Genomic DNA, 20838 nt, shown 5'->3' on the forward strand with positions numbered 1-20838 from the left:
AACAAATTAAATAACATGAAAATCCTAACTTAACCTTAGTGGTGGTTAGAGAACAGGATGTTCGCTATGTTAGAAAAAAAATTTTCCTTTCTGGAAAAAGGTCATTTTTTAAGTTTAGTTTCGTTCTTATTACTATTTTGTTTATTTGTATTTTTTGTCCGCTTTGGTGAGCATCGGTTTGATGCTCTGCGCTCTTTTTTTCCAGTATCTACAGCTATTGTCTTAGTTTTGCATATGTTTTTAACTATTATTATTTTGATACGCTTTCACTTCAATAATACCCATCTGCACTTAATCGCCATAGCAAGTGCTTATGGACTATCGAGTTTGTTTCTTGCGAATAGTCTATTTATATACCCTGGTGTTTTAATCTCAGAGTCTAAAATTAGTGAAAGCGCAAATGCTTTAGCCGTTGATTTCGTTATTCGCAGCTTTTCAATGGCCGCGTTATTTTTGCTCTCAGTGTTCTTCTATATAAAAAGAAAATGTAATTATGTTAATAAAAGCACTGTGGCCGCGAGCTGTGCTATTGTCATATTGATAGCCGTTAGCTTAGCGGTTGTTATTATAAGCAATAATGACATTTTACAATTGCCAATAATTGAAACGGATGAACTTAACTACCGCCGCCTGTGGAGTTCACATATTGGCAATGTCTTGATAATTATTTGGGTAATAACAACATTCACGGTTGTGTTCTTTACTAAGTTAGTTAATGGATTTTGGTTTAGTCTCAGTCTCAGTCTCAGTTGCCTAGCATTTCTTGGCAGTATCTTGTTGATGTGGCGTAGTGAATACGTAACCTCGTTAGCGTGGTACGGCTCTCATTTGTTTGAAGTACTGGCTACATTGTGCGTTGTTCTGGCGTTTATTTACGATATCTACAAGCTTTATCAAAAAGGCTTGGAGGATTATCTTGAATCCTATGAAAATTCTATCCGTGACTCTCTCACGCATCTCTATGACTGGCGTTACTTTAACCATAAGTTGGCTAGCCGGATTAAAGGGGCTTCTGAAGCGTCACCGATTTCACTATTTTTCATTGATATTGACCATTTTAAAAGTATCAATGATGGCTACGGTCACCCGGTTGGCGATAAAGTGATTCGTCATGTTGCTGATACAATGGTGGCATCAGTGCGTAAATCGGATGTGGTTGCGCGCTACGGTGGTGAAGAATTTGCCATTATTCTTAAAGGGTTAAATTCAAAGTCGGCATCTAGAATTGCTGAGAATATCCGCAATCGTGTGTCTGAAGACGTTCACGTTCATGGGGGACCGGAAAAAGTTACGGTCAGCATCGGTGTGTACACTATAACCGATCAACATCTCAGCGCAGATGAAGGCATATCCCGAGCCGATACCGCGATGTATCAAGCTAAAAAAAGCGGACGAAATTGTGTTGTGATTTTCTCTCATTCTATCTCCGACGTTGAGCACACAATCGCTTAGCTTCCCTCAAACATCAGAATTTTCGCGTTTTCTCATTCATCTGACTATTTCATTCCTTTTCTCGTTCGAGATAAGACTGATTTATACTGTATGGACTGGTAATATACCGCCACATCGCTTAAGGCTAAAAATGCCTAGGCGTGTGGCATTTGGACGGTATGCACCGTTATTCGCTTTATCAGTTCACACTTCATCAGAGTAAAAAGAAAACATGTCTGTCAAAATTTTGGCCTCCTCCATTACGAGCCTAGACTCATTTAGCCGCGATCCGGCGACGGCGTTAAAATCCGGCGATCGCGGAGTGATGACTGTGCTCGATAACAACATGCCAATTTTTTACGCCGTGACGCCAGAGAGAATGGCTGAGCTGTTGGCCATTGAAGATGCTGCCGGTCGTGCAAATTCAGATGTCGCTCTTGAAGAGTCTCTGTTTAATGATGATTTTAGCCATGACGCTGCCGCGCCTGTGGTACAGAATATTCCAACGCCGTTGGGTAAATTTATGATGTACGCAGGATGGCAGCCTGACGCTGACTTTTTGCGCATGGCGGCAATGTGGGGATGTATTTTGACCTCACCGGTGACGCCAACCGAACTGGCCTCCTTTGTTGCTTATTGGCAAGCAGAGGGGAAAGCCTTCCATCATATACAATGGCAGCAAAAACTCGCACGTAGCGTGCAGCAAAACCGCATGAGCAACGGCGGGCAGCCAAAACGTGATGTTAATGACATAGGCGAACAAGATTATTCCATCCCTAAAGGTTTCAGAGGTTAAAGATGAAAGATGCCGCTAGCATGAACCTGATGCAGAGATTGAAGAAAATGATGCCTGCTCACGTTGAGCCTAAATTCACTAACGCCGAAGAGTGGCGGGTTTGGCAGGAAGAAGAAGGGCGCAAACGGTCAGAAGCCATTTCACGTGAGAATCAGGCAATGAAAATGCAGCGCGTTTTCAAGCGCTCTGGCATTCGCCCCCTGCATATGAACTGTTCGTTTGATAATTATCGTGTCGAGTGTGAAGGGCAACGCATTGCTCTAGAGCGCGCGCGCCAATATGCTTCAGAATTTGACGGCAATATCGCAAGCTTTGTGTTTTCTGGTAAGCCTGGTACAGGGAAAAATCATCTGGCGGCGGCTATCGGCAACGATCTGATTTTGCGAAATAAGTCAGTACTTATTGTCACCGTGGCGGATCTGATGTCGAGCATGAAGGGCACGTTTAGTGGCCACAGTGACACCACCGAAGAGCGCCTGTTAGAGGATCTCAGCGCGGTGGATTTGCTTGTTATCGATGAAATTGGTGTGCAGACTGAATCACGCTATGAAAAAGTAATCATCAATCAAATCGTTGACCGCCGTTCATCGTCTAAACGACCAACTGGCATGCTGTCTAACCTAAACGTGCAAAGCATGAATACGTTACTCGGCGAACGCGTGATGGATCGCATGAGCTTAGGTAATAGCTTATGGGTTAATTTTGATTGGGAAAGCTATCGCAGCCGCGTAGTGGGTAACGAATACTAACGCGCGTTCAAGGCGTATTTAGAAGGGAAACTCAATCAGTTCAATACCTGCGGGCGTAACGCTTATCATCGAACCTTGATAGTGCCATGCGCCCAGTACGGCCCGCTTTGCAAGCTTATCGTTTGGCATGGAAACATCATGAATCGCTGGACGGTGAGTGTGCCCATGAATCAGCCACTCGGCCTGATTTCTCTCTAACGCTTCTATAACAGCCTGTTGATTGACGTCCATGATGGCGTCAGATTTATCACCGTTGGTCATTTGGCTGCGATCGCGCATCTTGGCCGCGATATTTAAGCGGGTACGCAGGGGTAACCACAAAAACAATTTTTGAATAAGCGGGTTATGCACTTTACGGCGGTAGCGTTGGTAGTCTTCATCGTCGATACACAGGGTGTCACCGTGCATGATGAGAATGCGGTGTCCATACAGCGTCAATAAAGTTTCTTGGGGAAGTAACGTCATCCCGCATTCCTGTGCGAAACGTTTACCGATCAAGAAATCACGATTGCCATGAATGAAATAGCAAGGTGTGCCAGAGGATGTTAGATCGCGTAATGCTGCGGCAATTTCACGGTGCAGCGGCTGCGGATCGTCGTCGCCAATCCAGTATTCAAAAAAGTCACCGAGAATATACAAAGCATCTGCCTGATAGGCATCGCGCTGTAAAAAACGCAGAAAACCGGCGGTAATCGCCGGTTCCTGTTCGCTAAGATGCAAATCTGCAATAAATAGCGTACGCATCAAGAAAGCGATTATTCGCTTACGGTGACGCTTTTGATGAACACGTCTTCACGTGGAACATCTTGGTGCATGCCGCTACGGCCAGTAGAGACAGCTTTGATTTTGTCTACTACGTCTAAGCCTTCAACGACTTCGGCAAAGACTGCATAGCCCCAACCGTCTGGACGCTCTGAACGGAAGTTCAGGAAATCGTTATCAACCACGTTAATGAAGAACTGCGCAGTTGCTGAATGTGGGTCGTTGGTACGCGCCATTGCCAGCGTGCCACGGGTGTTTTTCAAACCGTTGTTCGCTTCGTTTTTGATCGGAGCTTTGGTTTCTTTTTGTTTCATGCCAGGTTCAAAGCCGCCGCCCTGAATCATGAAGCTATCGATAACACGGTGGAAGATGGTGTTGTCGTAGAAACCTTCACGGCAATATTCCAGGAAGTTGGCAACGGTAGCCGGTGCTTTGTCGTCAAAAGTTTTGATGACGATGTCACCGTGGTTGGTGTGGAAAGTAACCATATCAATAATCCTGTTTTTTTGATGTAGAGGACGAAAGAATGCGATTGTAGCCGATGCGCAGGGCGCTGACACCCTTTTGTCGCAGTTAGCGTATCGCCTTTCTTAACGGTACATCACTACGATAACGGAAATACCCCTTGGGCTGCAAAACTCTGTGAAAATCGAAAACTTGAAAGAGTACAAAGAAGAACACAAGAAATCGGCCCCCAAACGGGTGAAAATAGGGGTTATTCTTGCAAACAGCCTTTCTTCGCGGTTCAATACACCTAATATTATGTCAAACATCACGGATGCCCCGATGCTAAAGATTTTTAACACACTCAGTCGTCAAAAAGAGGAATTCAAACCTATTCACGCCGGTGAAGTCGGTATGTATGTGTGCGGGGTAACCATTTATGATCTGTGTCATATCGGCCATGGCCGTACATTCGTTTCTTTTGATGTGGTGGCGCGTTATCTACGCTATTTAGGCTACAACCTTAAATATGTGCGTAACGTGACGGACGTAGATGACAAAATTATCAAGCGTGCGCTGGAAAATGGCGAAACCTGCGAGCAGTTGACCGAACGTATGCTGGCTGAGATGCACAAAGATTTCGATTCGTTGAATATTGCGCGTCCCGATCTTGAGCCACGTGCGACGCACCATATTCCTGAGATTATTGAAATCGTCGAATTGCTGATTGCGCGCGGTCATGCTTACGTCGCCAGCAACGGCGATGTGATGTTTGCCGTGGATACCGATCCGGATTATGGTCTGCTGTCTCGACAGGACTTGGATCAGCTGCAGGCAGGTGCTCGCGTTGAAATTGCCGACGTGAAACGCAATCCGATGGATTTCGTGCTGTGGAAAATGTCGAAACCGGGTGAGCCAAGCTGGGAGTCCCCTTGGGGCCTAGGTCGTCCTGGATGGCATATTGAATGTTCAGCCATGAACTGCAAACAGTTGGGCGAACATTTCGATATTCACGGCGGCGGTTCTGACCTGATGTTCCCGCATCACGAGAATGAAATTGCGCAATCAAGCTGTGCGCACGATGGTCCTTATGTGAATTACTGGATGCACTCCGGTATGGTGATGATTGACCGCGAAAAAATGTCGAAATCGCTGGGCAACTTCTTCACTATTCGTGATGTGCTGCAGCACTATGACGCTGAAACCGTGCGCTATTTCCTGATGTCAGGCCACTATCGTAGCCAACTCAACTACAGCGAAGAGAACCTGAAGCAAGCACGTGCTGCTTTGGAACGTCTGTATACCGCGCTGCGTGGCACCGATCCTCACGCTGAACCAGCCGGTGGCAACGTCTTTGAAGCACGTTTCCGCGAAGCTATGGACGACGATTTCAACACGCCAGAAGCCTATTCGGCATTGTTTGATTTGGCGCGTGAAGTTAATCGCCTGAAATCAGAAGATATGACGCTGGCTAATGCCATGGCGGCCGAGCTACGTAAGCTGGCGAAAATCCTTGGCCTGTTGGAGCAGGATCCAGAAGTATTCTTGCAAAGCGGTGCGCAGGTTGACGACGGCGAAGTGGCTAAGATTGAAGCATTAATCAAACAGCGTAACGATGCTCGTGCGGCAAAAGATTGGGCGATGGCCGATTCGGCGCGTGATCAATTGAATGAGCTCGGTATTGTGCTCGAAGATGGCCCGCAGGGCACGACTTGGCGTCGTAAATAAGACGTTCGATTTATCCAATAAAAAAGCCGGCGGATAAGCCGGCTTTTTCACATCAAGCGTAGAGATTACGCTTTGACCTGCACGCTTTGACCGTTATAAGTCACCGTCTGGCCGTCAATAATTTTGCAGCGTTTACGGGTTTCGATCTTCCCATCAACTTTCACATAGCCGTCAGCAATAGCGTTTTTTGCTGCTGCGCCGCTGTCATTCCAGCCTTGTAGTTTCAGCAGATCGCACAGTTCAACGTGCGGATGGTTTTCCAGATGGAAGATTTCCATGGTGTTATCTCTTTATTCTTTGGGAGTGATTCGTTCGAGATGCCGTAGCCATCATATAGCCAGTGCATGGCTATCAATATACGGCGGGCAATGCGCTATTATGCCAGTTTGCACGCAATGGCGCATAGCTAATCTACGAGTGCGGGTGCGTTGCCACACCCGCGGAGAATTCACCCCAAGAATAATTTAAGCCACAACGACCAGTTTTTGGTTTGTGAACTCTTTAATCCCCAGATCGGCCAGTTCATGGCCATAGCCTGAACGTTTTACGCCACCAAACGGCAGTTCTGGCGCAGTACCGCTCAAGGTATTGATAAATACCATACCGGTTTCAATGCGCGAGGCCATTTTTTTACCGCGTTCAATGTTGTTAGTGAAGATGGCACCACCAAGGCCATAGTGTGAATCGTTCGCCAAGCTGATGGCTTCATCGTCACTCTTCACGACGAACACCATCGCAACTGGGCCAAAGAACTCTTCGAAATAGGCTGGATTATCGCGCTTGATGTCGGTGAGAATTGTTGGGGGGTAGAAATAGCCTTGTTGATCCACCGCCTTGCCACCTAATGTGGCCTTAGCGCCATTTTTGACTGCTTTATCAACCTGTTTAACCAAGTTCTGCAATGCGCCTTTAGAAGATAGCGGCCCCATGGTGGTGCTCGGATCGAGCGGATCGCCCATTTTTACGGATGCCAAAGCTTGGGTAAAACCAGCAAGAAACTTATCGGCAATTTTTTCATGAATAATGAAGCGTTTGGCTGCGGTACACACCTGACCCGCATTTTGCAGACGAGCCTGAGCGCCTACTTTTATCGCCTTGTCGAGGTCGCAATCATCAAGAACCACAAATACGTCGTTCCCACCAAGTTCCATGGTGGATTTTTTAAGGTTCTTGGCCGCCTGTGCAGCCACCACGCTACCCGCTTGTTCTGAACCGGTAAGAGCAACGCCGCTGACACGATCGTCATCGATGATGCTGGCGACTTGATCCTGTGAGATGAACAAATTGGTATAGGCACCTTTGGGGGCACCAGCCTGAGAGACCATCCGTTCGAAGGTTTCTGCGCAGTGGGGGACGATGCTAGCGTGTTTCACCATCACGCTGTTACCGACGGCCATATTAGGGGCTAATACGCGCATAAGCTGGTAGAACGGGAAATTCCAAGGCTCAACGGCCATGATGATGCCAATGGGATGATGTTCAACCCACGCATCACCGAGCGATGAAGGGTATTTCACCGGTTTTAGAAACGCTTTAGCGTTGTCTGCATAATATTGGGCGATTGCAGCGCAGATCTTAACTTCCCCACGGCTCTGCTCAATAAGTTTACCCATTTCTTGGCTGATCGTTTTCGCCAGTTCTTCTTCGTGTTGGGTAAACAGCTCAGACAGCTTGCTAAGAACCTTAAGGCGTTGAGATATATCGCCTTGTGCCCAGTCTGACTTATAAAGTTGGTGTGCGGTTGCTAAGGCCGATTCGACATATTTATCGTCGTGCTGCGGATATTCTTTGATGAGTTTATCGGTGTAAGGGTTGATTGTCTGGTATGGCATGATGGCTCCTTATCGGTATAGATCATGTTGACGAAGACGAGTTGGATATTCTCCGAGCTAGGTGATTGAATGACATCATGTTTATGAACGTGAATGGAGCAACTGAGGTTAACGAGTTCGCGGCTCAATCGCAGATGTGTAATAAATAACTATAGGCTGGAATGACATATCTACAAGGAAATGGCGTGAGACTAGGAATTATCTTGCTGAGTTGACCGGCGCTAAAAATGAATAAAGCCAGTCAATGACTGGCTTATATTGAAAGTGGTTTGCTGCTTAAATATCGTGAAACTCTTCGCAAGCCTGCAGGGTATTTTGAATCAGCGTTGCTACGGTCATTGGCCCAACGCCACCCGGTACCGGCGTGATCCAACCCGCGCGCTCAACGGCAACGTCAAACTCAACGTCACCAACGACTTTCCCACTGGCTAAACGGTTGATCCCAACATCGATCACTACGGCGCCAGGTTTGATCCATGCACCTGGAATAAAGCCCGGCTTACCCACGGCAACCACAACCAGATCGGCATTTTCAACGTGCTTTTGCAGATCCTTGGTAAAGCGATGGGTAATGGTGGTAGTACAACCAGCCAATAACAGCTCGAGTCCCATAGGACGGCCCACGATATTTGACGCCCCAACGACCACGGCGTTCAAGCCATAGGTATTGATTTCGCAGCGTTCTAGCATGGTGATGATGCCGCGAGGGGTGCAAGGGCGGAGCTTTGGCGAACGCTGGCATAAGCGGCCAACGTTATAAGGATGGAAGCCATCAACGTCTTTATCTGGGCTGATTCTTTCCAGCACTTTTACGTTGTCGATACCGGCAGGCAGCGGAAGCTGAACCAAAATGCCGTCGATAGTGTTATCGGCGTTGAGGTCATCAATCAAACTTAATAGCTGCTCTTCGCTGGTGGATATCGGCAGATCGTAAGATTTTGATACGATACCGACTTCTTCACATGCGCGGCGTTTGCTACCGACATAAATCTGTGAGGCAGGGTTTTCGCCTACTAATATTACCGCCAGCCCAGGGGCACGTTTCCCCTCAGCCAAACGTTGTTCTACGCGCACAGCCATCTCGCTTCTAACCTGCTGCGCAATCGTTTTACCATCAATAATCTTTGCTGCCATCAGTGACGAAATCCATCAATATTGTTCAAGCGGGGGAGGGCTTCTATTGTGTCAGATGCAAAGCGTGCTGTCAGGCAAAGAATAACCATAAAATAACCAAGTAGATGATCAAACGGACAAAAGGCATTGACTCAAACCGTGCTGACCGTATAATCCAAATCCGCTGCATGACCCGACAGAGAGCAACTGCTCAACCGTCTCAGTGCGCCCTTAGCTCAGTTGGATAGAGCAACGGCCTTCTAAGCCGTAGGTCACAGGTTCGAATCCTGTAGGGCGTACCATTTCGAAGTAAACAGACGTCAACTGACGTCTTTTTTTATGCCTGAAATTCAGCGAGTTGGCTGTTTTTAGTGCGTCGAAACTCTCTCAGACTCTACCTACATCTACCAGCATCAAGTAGTATCTGTTGGTATATGTGATGGTACATCCCCGTTCAATGACATCTTATACCAACAGCCAGCAACGGAGGGCCTCAAATGGCATTAACCGATGTGAAGGTAAGAAGTGCAAAGTCCACGGATAAGCCCTACAAGCTTACCGATGGCGAAGGCATGCATTTAATGGTTCATCCTAATGGATCTAAATACTGGCGCTTACAGTACCGCTTTGATGGTAAACAAAAGATGTTGGCGTTGGGTATCTATCCTGAGATTTCGTTATCTGAAGCCAGACAACGAAGAGATGAAGCTAAACGGCAAGTCGCTAACGCTATCGATCCCAGCGAACACAAAAAGGTTCAGAAACAAGCTCGCAAAGCGACAGTGGAAAATACCTTCAAAGCTATAGCATTGGAATGGCATGAGTACAAACGCCCTAACTGGTCGAAGGGTTACGCTGAAGACATTATGGAAGCGTTTGAAAACGATATCTTCCCGGATATCGGTAAGCGACCGATTGCAGAGATCAAGCCTCTGGAGATCCTCAGCTCACTGCGTAAACTCGAAAAACGTGGTGTCCTCGATAAGCTGCGCAAAATCCGCCAGGCCTGCAACCAAGTATTTCGTTACGCGATTGTCACTGGTCGAGCTGAAACTAACCCAGCCTCAGAGCTGGCAAGTGCATTAACCCCGCCAAAATCTGTGCACTACCCTCACCTGTTAGCGGATGAACTTTCTGCTTTCTTAAAGGCTCTCGCCGCTTATTCCGGTAGTCCAATAACTCGGCTAGCAACAAAAATTCTGATGCTAACTGGCGTTCGGACCATTGAACTCCGCATGGCTGAATGGAAAGAATTTGATTTTGATAAGCTAGTTTGGGAAGTACCGGTGGAACGGATGAAGATGCGCCGCCCTCACCTTGTACCGCTATCTGATCAAGTTGTGACAGCACTACGTGAGATTCAGGCGATAACAGGCCGTTATAACCTGGTATTTCCTGGGCGCAATGACATTACCAAGCCTATGAGTGAAGCAAGCATCAATCAGGTGCTGAAAAGGATTGGATATCACGGAAAGGCTACAGGACACGGCTTCCGGCACACGATGAGTACCATCCTGCACGAACAAGGCTACAACACGGCGTGGATTGAGTTACAGCTAGCCCATGTCGATAAGAACACTATTCGTGGCACCTACAATCATGCACAGTATCTGGATCAGCGTAGGGAAATGCTCCAATGGTATGCCAATTATATAGAGTCTTTAGCACAAGGCTCCGTTATACAGGGAATATTTAGTAAGGTGGTATAGCCAGACTACTGGCTGATTCTTTAGCAACATAAAGCCGTAATGTCACATAGAAAGCTTCCGTTCATGAATTTTCGGGGGCTTTTTTGCTTTTTAAGTAGCTGAAATCAGGAGAATTACAACATGACTATGATATGCCCGCAATGCGGCTCTGACCGTGTACGTGAACGTCATATTGGCAGGAAGGCAGGGGGGATCGCCGGAGGGGGGGCAGGCGCACTGAGCGGTGCGGGTACGGGCGCAGCAATTGGTTCCGTTGTTCCGTTTGTGGGGACTGCGAGTGGAGCGGTCATTGGTGCAATACTTGGACGATTTGTTGCCGGTGCGGCGTCTGGAGCCGTGACAGGAGCATCGCTTGATGGTGTCCTGTTTGATCAGTATGAATGCCGTGACTGTGCACATACATTTGATTGATTACCTCGCATTTTCTTTCTATCGATTCGCCATAAAACCTCAGTAAATTTCCACTTCTATTTTCAAATACTTCTACTTATTGATCTGCAATACCGATCGGTGGATTGTATTTTGATAGCTTAAATCAATCGTTAAATCATAATTGATCGTTTTAATCAATAGGTTTTACAGATCAGTAAAGCGAATTCGATCGGGATTAACAATTTTACACACCTCTCTCTTCCTGAAAAGATCACGAAGCATTAACCCTGTAAATACTTACTTTTCTTATCGTCGATTACTGTAATTTTTGTTTTTAAATCAGATAGTTAAATTAAGTGGTGTAGGGGTCCGCACATATGAAGGACCATCAATAAGTACATAATGTGATCGGTATCAAAGGCTGATTACGAATGCAGGCATTTCTATGGGAGCAATCCAGCCAAGCTGGTGAGTAAAGAGAGGGAGCTAATAGATTACAAAGAAAATGGCTGTTGCAACCCTGGTGAAAGCGGCCAAAACAGCGGTTGTCAGTGGGTTAAAGAAAGCGTGGAATTTCTTCTTCGGCTAACAACCTGTTCAGCCTCCTGATTATCAGGGGCTTTTTACATTTAAAAGGATTACATATGAAAAAATTACTCAGTGGTACTGTGCTGTTAGCTGGAGGCATGTTCTCTGTTTCTGTTCTGGCTGAGGGCATTCCTTGCGGTGGTGGTCCAGTGGTTTTCTATGGAAAAACGACTAGTCATAAAAAAGCAGTAGAAATCTGTAAGTTCAGTGATGAATACAACTATATATTCGGAAAGGTTGACGATGAGCCTGACATAAATATTAATGTTCCGGTCAATCAAGTTCAGGTAGAGGACTTAAAGGGGCATGCTGTTGGCATTACCACTATTACCATTCCAAATGGCAATGTTAAATATGAAATTGGTTATACTCAACCCGAAGGAACGGAAGGTGGGTATGCAATTACCGTCTGGCAGAATAATAAGACGACTACCGTTGTTAAATTAGATTCTGCTACCGTCACCAATAATATCAGTAACTATGCTGATTCAGGTGAGGAATCTGACACCAACGTAAACCCAAATACCAATGATACACTTAAACTTAATGTCTCAGCCAAATACAGCGATGCTCCTGCAGGTAGATATTACTTCTGGAAATATCAACTGATCAGTAACGTGGATAAACTTACGATTAATAAGATTATCATCAACAATGGTCGATGCTCTATAAATGAGAAGAAGAGAACGTTCTTCACTAAGGCACAGGAGCAAAATATCCTGAATCGCACGCTCTATGGTAGTAAAGCTCGTCTAGTTCCAGAGGGCAATGAGAAAGCCCGTACTGACTGGGATCTAAATATGGGTGGTATCTATTACTTTACGGTCTCTTCTGACAGTGATTATGGCAAGTGCAGGCCTCGTGAAGCCCTTATTGAAACCAACAAAGGTATTTCAACCTTCCGCTGGAAAAATTAATTATGAAAGATATAAATTCATTAAAAAATAGCCTCGATACTAAAGTATTAAACTTTGTGCTGTTGACTGTCGTTACAGGAGGAATTTATCCGCTAATGTGGTTATATCTCAACCAGAGAAAGTTAACCGAGTCCATGAACGATAACTTTGTCGATAATAATTACCCGTTATGGATCGCAGTTGCTACGGGCTTGGGGTGGTTGTTGTCTGATGTTGGCATTGCGATTAGTGAAAATGAAAATCTATTTGATCATATCTCCACACTGCTTTCTTTTGCATCGGTTGTTATGTACATCGTGTGGGGGTTTAAAGCTAAGGTAGCCTTACAGGCTTACGTTTTGAAAGAATACAAGTTTGAACTCAAAATGAACATGTTCTACACCTTTATCTTCAACGTTTATTATATCGTCTACTGCATTAACAGCATGGAATCTGAATACCAGAAACACAAGATTATTTTTAGCCAGCATCAAGATTAGTTATTGTGTTACCTATAAAAAATGAGCGCCGTAATGGCGCTCTTATCATGTTGTTCAAAGTTTATTGTTCGGCTAGCAGACTAAAATTTTCCCGCCATGAGCTATTGATTTTTTTTAAATCGCCATCATAGATCTATCTGCTATGTCCAACGCTAACTAAGGAGGTCAACATGGCAGGTAAAGAGAAAAAAGGTACTGATAGTACCGGTACTGCACGAGCAACTCATGAGTTGAGTGAGTATGAAATGCTTGAGTACGATTACGACGAAGATGTGGCTTTATCCGTAACGACTAGGGCATTCCAACGCCATGACGCCTCGATCACTCGTGAGGATGTTCGTTCTACTGTGAAAGTAGTGAGAGCGGCCCGTACTGGCAGTGTTGATGTTGCAGCTGAACGGGAGCGCATGGAAAGTAAAGCCGAAGCCGCTGTTACTGAAATTCTTTACAATATCGGTAATACGGAGGCAGAAGCTAAGTGATTTCAATGGGGGAGGCGTCTTCCCCCCATTTCTATTTATTTTTTTACGCTGTTCAGTCACTCATTTCTCTATAAGAATCGTCCGCTATTATAGTCTTAGTATCGAATTAGCCAACCTTTTCTCATTGCCAAATCTCGTCGTGTAAAATCGTTGTTCAATACCGTACAATAGATATTTCAACTCTTCCTCTGATAAAACTTCAAATTTATTTCCTGCGGCGTCGTATTTAAGTTTTTCCGCACAATAATCATTGATATAAAGTAACATTTCATTTCTGTCTCCAGCAGGCATTTCTGTAAGAGTATCCATAGCTAATGCAATTCTCCTACGATTAGGTTTTGACACCTTCTCCATATCATAATCTGGTGAAAGACCGATGAATGATTCACCTAAAAAGGTATTGACTTGCTCTTCTGTTGCCTCTTTATAGAGAACATCAATGCCTTTAAATATGCTTGAAATTGTAGCTAAGTTTCTAAATATTAGTATATCTCTGTCCTTGAGGTATACAGCATCAGGAGTGTAATTAACAATTAGTCGCCCTTCATTTTCTTCTATTTCAGCTGATTCACCAAAAGCAATTGTTTTTCTCTTGATAAATAATGAAGGAGTTATCTTCTGGAAATAAAAATCATCATCCTGATTTGAGAATATGTATGATATTTTAGTAAAGTATCTCTTGGTTAAATCATCATAATCTTTAGAATCAAAGTCTGCTGTGATGTACGATAAGCAGAATGGTTGCTGACTAAATCTCTCAATAACGAACCATGAATCTTCATCGAGATTATGGTCTGGGTTATATGGAATGAGACTAAGAGTAGATAAATCTAAAGCGTCAAACAAAGTGTAGTCTGATACCAATTTAAAAAAAGGTTTCTTACGCGGTCCTTTTACTTTTGCAAAAATATTATCCATCATTCTTTCCTTTCGATAAAGGTATAATTGTTTATTCTAAAAGCCACGGGGATCTTGATGTCTTTAGGAGTTTTGTATTTATGTCGGCTAATTAAAAAAATGGATGCACCGCTCTTGTTTTTAATATTATAAAACTCATATCTAAAAAGTAAAAATAAAGGGTTGAAATATAATGCTTGAGACATAAAGGTAAAGATAAATAAAACGATATAAACAAAAAATAAGGCAGACCAACTCGTTATACTTAAAGCGACAAAAAAATAACCAAGATAACTTGGAAGGAATGAGTTGTTTGCATGCTCCACAGAAACTACCTCACCTTCTCTAAATTCATCCTTGCCCAGTTTAGAACTTAAAAACAAACTAGCCCAAGTTAGTAATATGGGTATTAGCATGTAAAATACGTATGATGTAATTTGTGGTAAGAAACTCAACCAATGGCTGTGTTAAAATCCTTGAAAAAAATAATATAAAGTATACTTCTTTTGTACAAAGAAAATTATAACCAACAATGATGTTGCGTTAAATGTTAAAAGAACTCTAAAGAGGAAGTTTATTATCATAATGTTTTTCCTGTATCAAATGCTGCGTACAATTTTTATAGTATATCAATTAATCATTTACTTTCTACTTACGATATTTCGCTCAACCGGATAAATTATCAATAGCGAAGCCCCAAGTGAGGCTTCGCTATCCTCAGAACCCACGCATTCCGTTGATAAAGGTTTCAATCACGCCACAAACCTTTTCATAAACACGTTTAAGAACTGTTTTCCTTTCAAGGATCCTGGGCGTCCATGTGAGAGCCCTGGCTACCTCGTCCTCGCGTGGGGTCACATCAGTAAACAGGTAGTTATCCAGCAAGGCGGCAACTTTTCTTTCATCCAGATTTTCTTCAGCACATAGCGTTGCAACCGCTTTACGTTTTTCACGTTCAACGTAGGTTTCAAAGGCCTGGGTAATATCTTCATCATGCGATACATGCAGCAGGTTTTCTTCGATGAAATTATCAATCAGTTCGCGTTTGCTGCGCAGCGTGACGTCACTGTCAACGATATCCATGACCTTCTTCTTCTGCTCCTGCTGCGCTTCAGGTGGCATAGCCTGGATACCAGCCAGTAGCCTCAGGATATAACCGACATTAATTTCATCACGATGAATCAGCGACACTTCAAAATCGACCTCATCCAGAATCGAGACTTTATCTTTGCCAGTGCGTTTTTTCACTTTATCATAAATATCGAGATATTTACTGGTGTAATCGGCAAGAGTCTGATCCGATAAAGGCTTACTCACTTCATCAAAATCAGCAAAACTCTCCAGGATATTCTTCAGTCGCATCATGTCACGGAAAGCCGTCACAAAAGCAAGCTGAGCTTTTTCATCAGGGAGGCTGTCCACGCTTTCCACTGTAGGTGTCAGGGTCAACAGGGTATCTACAGCAGCTTGATAGTCGCTCAGGTACTCCTCAAAAGGTTTAACCAGCACGACTGAGGATGCGTCTTTGTTCGAGAATAGCGCTATGGCATCATCAGTGGCTTTCTTGAGGTTGCGGAAGCAGACGATGTTACCGTGGCTTTTCTTCTCATTAAGAATACGGTTGGTACGAGAGAATGCCTGTATTAATCCGTGATAACGCAGGTTTTTATCCACGTAAAGCGTATTGAGAGCCGGGCTGTCAAATCCCGTCAGGAACATATTGACCACCAGCAGGATATCAATCCCTTTTTCTTTGGTTTGTTGTGCAATGTTTTTGTAATAATTGTAAAAGCTTTGCGAATCATTAGCTGAATAGCTGGTGCCATACAGCGTATTGTAATCCTTGATGAAGCTGTCCAGATGATCCCGGCTGGAGATATCGATTTTCCCGCCCTGAGGCAGGCTGATGTCTTCTTCATCCAGTAAGCCATTAACTGCTTCCTTATCGCTTTTGTCCGCTTCGTTGGCTGCATAAGTGTAGATTGTTGCGATACGCAACGGTTTGTAACCCGGATCAGCCTGTTGAAGCTCTGTTTGTTTATCTTTAAAGAGTTTGTAGTACTTAATCAGCATATCCACCGAGCCCACGCAGAACATTGCAGTAAACTCACGGCTTCGGGTCTTTGCATTGTGGTGAGCCAGGATGTAGTCAGTTATCTTGCCCAGCCGGATATCGCTTTCCATGACCTCTCTGGCGTCGATATCTTCCACATCAATATCGATCTCATTACTGGTTTCCTTACGGCGATAGGTTCCTACATACTCCACGGCAAAGCGCAATACGTTTTCATCACGGATGGCATCGACAATGACATACTTGTGCAGGCATTTATCGAACAGCATTTCAGTAGTCTGCTTGATACCATTAGTAATATTGACGTTATCGGCAAAGATAGGTGTACCGGTGAAACCAAACAGTTGCGCATTTTCAAAGAAACTGACGATAGCCTTGTGAGTGTCACCGAACTGACTGCGGTGGCATTCGTCGAAGATAAAGACAATACGTTCCTTACGCAGTTGCTCGAGCTGTGCCTTATAGCCTTCATGAGTAATGGCATTGTTCAGTTTCTGAATGGTGGTCAGTATCAGTTTACTGTTGTTAGCCTTGAGTTGCTTAATCAGCGTACTAGTGTTGTTAGTGGTATCTACGCTGTCTTTGGCAAAGCTGTTGAACTCTTTTGCTGTCTGATAATCCAGATCGCGACGATCGACGACGAAAATAACCCGATCAACTTCAGGCATGGACATGATCACCTGACTGGCCTTAAAGCTGGTTAACGTTTTCCCACTACCTGTAGTATGCCAGATATAGCCGTTACGGGGTTTGCCCTGTAGATGGAGACTGTCCTTAACATGACGGATCATCGCCTCACAGGCATAGTACTGATAGGGGCGCATGACCATCAGGCACTTACGAGTTTCATTCAGCACCGTGTAGTGAGTGATCATTTTTGCAATGTGACAAACTTTCAGGAAGGTTTCTGTAAACTTCTCCAGCGACTTAATGGGGTCATTTTTCTCGTCTGTCCAGAAAAAGGTCTGCTCGAAATGGTTAGCCCGGTTATTAGCGTAATACTTAGTATCAACACCATTACTGATAATAAACAACTGAACATACTGGAACAGACCACTGCCAACCCAGAAGGCATCCCGATGGTAACGGTCAATCTGATTAAAGGCTTCTTTCAGGCCCAGCCCACGCCGCTTAAGCTCAATCTGTACCAGCGGCAGGCCATTAATCAGCAGCGTAACGTCAAAGCGCGTTTTGCGTGTGTTTTGTTCGGCGTTGTACTGCTTAACCTGACGGGTGACCTGAAACTCGTTCTGGCACCACTCATCTTTATTGATAAAGCTGAGCCATTTTTCAGTACCGTCATCACGCAGCAACTGGTAGCGATCGCGCAGGATTCTGGCACGATCGATCACTTCATTACCTTTGGTCAAATGCAGAAAAACATTGTTAAACTCGCTGTCGGTAAGTGGGGCAGCCTCCAGTCGATTAAGAATTTCAATCTGCTTGCGCAGGTTGGCTTTCATACTGGATTCATCGGTCACATTCACTAGTTCATAGTGCATACCAACCAGTTGATTAACCAACTGCGTTTCTAACTCGTATTCGCTTTGCGTTGCCATCGGTATGTAGTGCCTTTAGTTATTGTGCTGGCCCGGAGTTAGGCCGGGCCGGATAGTTTCTATACGAACATTTGCTGGAGCAGGCCCTGCTTCCAGGTTTTTAACTTATCCAGTTCTGTTTTTTTTGTAGTGATTTTGTCGTCAATGGCAGAGATAAATCTAGCAATTTTAGTTTGTTCTTCATCAGAAGGTTGGGGTACCGGAAGATCGAAGAAATCTGCTCCTAAAATATTCATACGGTCATGTCTGGCGCCACTGTTCGCTACACTTTTCATGTAATCATGCCAAACTGAACTTTCAAAAAAATATTGATAGAATTTCAACAATCCTTTTTCAAAACGAAAAACCGTATACAAAGGAGACATAACTCCTAGAGTCACTTCATTCATTTTTATAGGACCAACGGGAGCCGTTGAAGATATACGCGGGTTGTATACGAAATCACCGATTCTAACGACGTAATATCCTTTTAGGTTACTCTCTGTAACAATCTCTCTTTCAAAATAACTTTCTTGGCTAACAATGCCTTGCGTAGCAGAATTAGTTAGAACTGTACTTACTAAATTATCTTTATTTTTAGTATTTACCTTAGAGGCTATTTTTTTTAGCTCTACCTCTTCCCAGTCCGAAAACTCGCCCCCGCTATCATCTTTAAACCGCAATTCCTGAGTAAATATTTTCTGCATCATGCCTTTTTTGTACTGGCACAGCAGGTTGTGTTGCTTGTTCAGTAACGTGATTTTTTCGTCAACAGATGCAAGAAAATTTGCGATTTTGGTTTGCTCGTCAATTAAAGGAATCCATATTTCAAGTGTCTTTAGTTGGCTCGAATATAAATGAACTACTGAGTTCCCTTGAGCCATTTTTGCTAATTCTCTTTTCTTTTTACCTACAATGGAATAAGACAAAAAAAGGCTATTAAGGCTATTTGATCTAGGTGTAAGAATATTAATATCCCCACCCAAAATAACATCATCTCTCAATATGGAGCTAGCTCTAGCGATATCGACTGCAGTCTCACCAGATGCTGGGATAAGGATGTCGCCAGATTTACTGATAACATTTTCATTAGGATCACAATTTGTTTTTGATTGAACTTTATCAATTTTTTCGTTATAAATGGTATACAATTCACCATATCGAACACATGGATATGTCCCATTTTTTGATATATCACTTTTGGATATACCTTTACCTTTTTTAAATTCAACGATTTCACCAAGATTAGCTAGAGACCATATTGAGGATTTATTATCTTTGAATAAACTTAACCGCAGTTTTGGTACCATCATTTATCCCCCTCAGCCAACACAAACGGTTTATCAATCCCTAGTTCCTTACAGAATTCAGCAATAGTCTTATTGATTTCCGCCACTTTCCCTTCCAGCTCACGAATCTCTTGCGCCACGGCGTTGAGGTCAATCTCTTCTTCCGCTTTAAAGGTATCGACGTAGCGAGGGATGTTAAGATTGTAATCGTTATCGCGGACTTCTTCGAGGGTAGCAATATGGCTGTACTTTTCCAGCGCTTTCCAGTCGTTGTAAGTATCTGTAATCTTATCGATATGTTCCGGCAACAGGCGATTCTGGGTTTTCACTTTCTCAAAGTCGTTGCTGGCGTCAATAAACAAAATACCGTCGTTGTGCTTGCGGCACTTACGCAGCACCAGCACACAGGTTGGGATACTGGTGCCATAGAAGATATTCGCGGGTAGCCCGATAACGGCGTCAATACAGTTCAGCTGTTCAATCATGAACTTGCGAATGTGTCCTTCTGCCGCACCACGGAATAAGACCCCATGAGGCAGAACCACTGCCATCGTGCCGTCATCTTCCAGGTGATAGAACATATGTTGCACAAATGCCATATCCGCTTTGCTGGATGGGGCCAGTTTGCCGTATTGTGCGAAGCGCTCATCGCTCATAAACAGCGAACTGGCACTCCATTTGGCTGAGAACGGGGGGTTCGCAACAATGGCATCAAACTTCAGATGGGTATGCTGCGGGTGCTCCAGGGTATCTTCCTGCATGATTTCAAAGTCAGCATAGTGAACACCATGCAAAATCATGTTCATACGTGCCAGGTTGTAGGTGGTTCGGTTCATCTCCTGACCGTAGATTTTACCTACGGAAGAGGCTTCACGTTTTACGCGCAGCAACAGAGAGCCAGAGCCACAGGTCGGGTCATAGACGTTTTTAAGTTTGAGCTTATGTGTGGTAACAATTTTTGCCAGTAACGTAGAAACCGGCTGCGGTGTATAGAACTCACCCGCTTTCTTACCCGCACCGGATGCGAACTGACCAATCAGGTACTCGTAAGCATCGCCCAGAATGTCAGAACTGGCTTCACTCAGATTAAAACTCAGTTTGTCGAGTTCGGTGATAACCTTACCAATCAGCTCATTTTTAGCTTTGGCAGTATTACCCAGTTTGCTGGAGCCTAAATCCAGGTCTTCAAACAGGTTGCTAAAGTCATCTGCGGAGTCTGTGCCCAGGGTGCTTTGCTCAATATTGCGCAGAGTGGTAGCCAGGTCTTCGAGGATAAAACCTTCTCCAGCACCTTTCTGATCTTTCGCTACACGCTGAGCCATGGTGTGAAACAGGTTTGTCGGTGGCAAGAAGTAACCCAGCGTCCGAATGCTGTCATCTTTTACTGCATCAATGATGTCCTGATAAGCCGGATGTTCAGCGGTCAGCTCGTTATACTTAATCCCGTCTTCCTTCAGGATGTTGTTGGCATAGGTGACAAACTTCTCCGAAAGATACTTGTAAAAGATGAAACCAAGGCAATAGTCACGAAATTCATCGGCATTCATCTTACCACGTAGCGTATCAGCAATATTCCAGAGACGACTTTGCAGTTCACTTAAATTCTGTGCTTCAATTTGGGGCGACATACTTCTTCCT

General features: G+C 44.4%; 19 protein-coding genes and 1 tRNA gene. 10 read left to right on the top strand and 10 right to left on the bottom strand.

The genetic code is table 11. From position 1 onward, the window contains the following. The first annotated feature begins 66 nt into the window (after positions 1-66). The 3 genes from BN1044_RS12010 to dnaC all read left to right on the top strand — a co-directional run bounded on the left by BN1044_RS12010 (position 67) and on the right by dnaC (position 2976). Positions 67-1452 (top strand): sensor domain-containing diguanylate cyclase, encoded by a 1386-nt coding sequence (locus tag BN1044_RS12010; RefSeq protein WP_072308909.1) that lies wholly within the window; start codon positions 67-69, stop codon positions 1450-1452. 211 nt (positions 1453-1663) lie between these two features. Beyond that, positions 1664-2227, top strand: a complete 564-nt coding sequence (dnaT, locus tag BN1044_RS12015; RefSeq protein ID WP_072308910.1) for a primosomal protein DnaT — start codon at positions 1664-1666, stop codon at positions 2225-2227. Between the two features lie 20 nt (positions 2228-2247). Continuing rightward, on the top strand, positions 2248-2976 hold the full coding sequence (gene dnaC / locus BN1044_RS12020; RefSeq protein ID WP_432612992.1) for a replicative helicase loader DnaC: 729 nt from the start codon (positions 2248-2250) through the stop codon (positions 2974-2976). An 18-nt stretch (positions 2977-2994) separates the two neighbouring features. Here dnaC and BN1044_RS12025 read toward each other — a convergent pair whose 3' ends face one another. Both BN1044_RS12025 and ppiB read right to left on the bottom strand, forming a co-directional pair. Next, positions 2995-3720, bottom strand: coding sequence for a UDP-2,3-diacylglucosamine diphosphatase (locus BN1044_RS12025; RefSeq protein ID WP_072308912.1), 726 nt, complete (start codon positions 3718-3720; stop codon positions 2995-2997). 11 nt (positions 3721-3731) lie between these two features. Continuing rightward, on the bottom strand, positions 3732-4226 hold the full coding sequence (gene ppiB, locus BN1044_RS12030) for a peptidylprolyl isomerase B (RefSeq protein WP_072308913.1): 495 nt from the start codon (positions 4224-4226) through the stop codon (positions 3732-3734). A 298-nt stretch (positions 4227-4524) separates the two neighbouring features. Here ppiB and cysS point away from each other — a divergent pair, with 298 nt between their 5' ends. Further along, the gene (gene cysS, locus BN1044_RS12035; RefSeq protein WP_072308914.1) at positions 4525-5910 is read left to right on the top strand and encodes a cysteine--tRNA ligase; all 1386 of its coding nucleotides are present in this window, start codon (positions 4525-4527) and stop codon (positions 5908-5910) included. A 65-nt stretch (positions 5911-5975) separates the two neighbouring features. Here the strand turns inward: cysS and ybcJ are convergent, their stop codons facing one another. The 3 genes from ybcJ to folD all read right to left on the bottom strand — a co-directional run bounded on the left by ybcJ (position 5976) and on the right by folD (position 8876). Next, positions 5976-6188: a ribosome-associated protein YbcJ gene (ybcJ, locus tag BN1044_RS12040; protein ID WP_072308915.1), complete on the bottom strand. Its 213-nt coding sequence runs from the start codon at positions 6186-6188 to the stop codon at positions 5976-5978. A 186-nt stretch (positions 6189-6374) separates the two neighbouring features. Continuing rightward, positions 6375-7742 (bottom strand): NAD-dependent succinate-semialdehyde dehydrogenase, encoded by a 1368-nt coding sequence (locus BN1044_RS12045; RefSeq protein WP_072308916.1) that lies wholly within the window; start codon positions 7740-7742, stop codon positions 6375-6377. Between the two features lie 276 nt (positions 7743-8018). Next, positions 8019-8876, bottom strand: coding sequence for a bifunctional methylenetetrahydrofolate dehydrogenase/methenyltetrahydrofolate cyclohydrolase FolD (gene folD / locus BN1044_RS12050; RefSeq protein WP_072308917.1), 858 nt, complete (start codon positions 8874-8876; stop codon positions 8019-8021). 204 nt (positions 8877-9080) lie between these two features. On the opposite strand from folD, the gene BN1044_RS12055 reads away from it, so the two are divergent. From BN1044_RS12055 to BN1044_RS12080, 6 genes are all read left to right on the top strand, one after another. Continuing rightward, positions 9081-9157 (top strand) — tRNA-Arg (locus BN1044_RS12055). A 195-nt stretch (positions 9158-9352) separates the two neighbouring features. After that, positions 9353-10564, top strand: coding sequence for a tyrosine-type recombinase/integrase (locus BN1044_RS12060; RefSeq protein WP_072308918.1), 1212 nt, complete (start codon positions 9353-9355; stop codon positions 10562-10564). A 120-nt stretch (positions 10565-10684) separates the two neighbouring features. Beyond that, entirely contained in the window at positions 10685-10975 is a 291-nt protein-coding gene (locus BN1044_RS12065; RefSeq protein WP_072308919.1) for a hypothetical protein, read from the top strand. A 605-nt stretch (positions 10976-11580) separates the two neighbouring features. Further along, positions 11581-12441 (top strand): hypothetical protein, encoded by an 861-nt coding sequence (locus tag BN1044_RS12070; RefSeq protein WP_072308920.1) that lies wholly within the window; start codon positions 11581-11583, stop codon positions 12439-12441. A 2-nt stretch (positions 12442-12443) separates the two neighbouring features. Beyond that, entirely contained in the window at positions 12444-12920 is a 477-nt protein-coding gene (locus BN1044_RS12075) for a DUF4234 domain-containing protein (protein ID WP_072308921.1), read from the top strand. Positions 12921-13090: 170 nt separating this feature from the next. Further along, the gene (locus tag BN1044_RS12080; protein WP_072308922.1) at positions 13091-13402 is read left to right on the top strand and encodes a hypothetical protein; all 312 of its coding nucleotides are present in this window, start codon (positions 13091-13093) and stop codon (positions 13400-13402) included. Positions 13403-13489: 87 nt separating this feature from the next. On the opposite strand, the gene BN1044_RS12085 is transcribed toward BN1044_RS12080, so the two are convergent. From BN1044_RS12085 to BN1044_RS12105, 5 genes are all read right to left on the bottom strand, one after another. Then, positions 13490-14320 carry an ATP F0F1 synthase synthase gene (locus tag BN1044_RS12085; RefSeq protein ID WP_072308923.1) on the bottom strand — a complete coding sequence of 277 codons (831 nt, stop codon included), beginning with the start codon at positions 14318-14320 and terminating at the stop codon, positions 13490-13492. Next, complete coding sequence (locus BN1044_RS23905) at positions 14320-14754, bottom strand: hypothetical protein (protein WP_247650346.1); 435 nt, start codon at positions 14752-14754, stop codon at positions 14320-14322. Before BN1044_RS23905 ends, BN1044_RS12085 begins: the two co-directional genes overlap by 1 nt. 262 nt (positions 14755-15016) lie before the next feature. Next, positions 15017-17932 carry a type I restriction endonuclease subunit R gene (locus tag BN1044_RS12095; RefSeq protein ID WP_072308924.1) on the bottom strand — a complete coding sequence of 972 codons (2916 nt, stop codon included), beginning with the start codon at positions 17930-17932 and terminating at the stop codon, positions 15017-15019. Positions 17933-17991: 59 nt separating this feature from the next. Beyond that, positions 17992-19224 (bottom strand): restriction endonuclease subunit S, encoded by a 1233-nt coding sequence (locus BN1044_RS12100; RefSeq protein WP_072308925.1) that lies wholly within the window; start codon positions 19222-19224, stop codon positions 17992-17994. Further along, positions 19221-20828, bottom strand: a complete 1608-nt coding sequence (locus tag BN1044_RS12105) for a type I restriction-modification system subunit M (protein ID WP_072308926.1) — start codon at positions 20826-20828, stop codon at positions 19221-19223. Before BN1044_RS12105 ends, BN1044_RS12100 begins: the two co-directional genes overlap by 4 nt. Positions 20829-20838 lie beyond the last annotated feature (10 nt).

Origin of the sequence: Hafnia alvei (assembly GCF_900095695.1) — a bacterium.
In the GTDB taxonomy this organism is placed as follows: domain Bacteria; phylum Pseudomonadota; class Gammaproteobacteria; order Enterobacterales; family Enterobacteriaceae; genus Hafnia; species Hafnia alvei_B.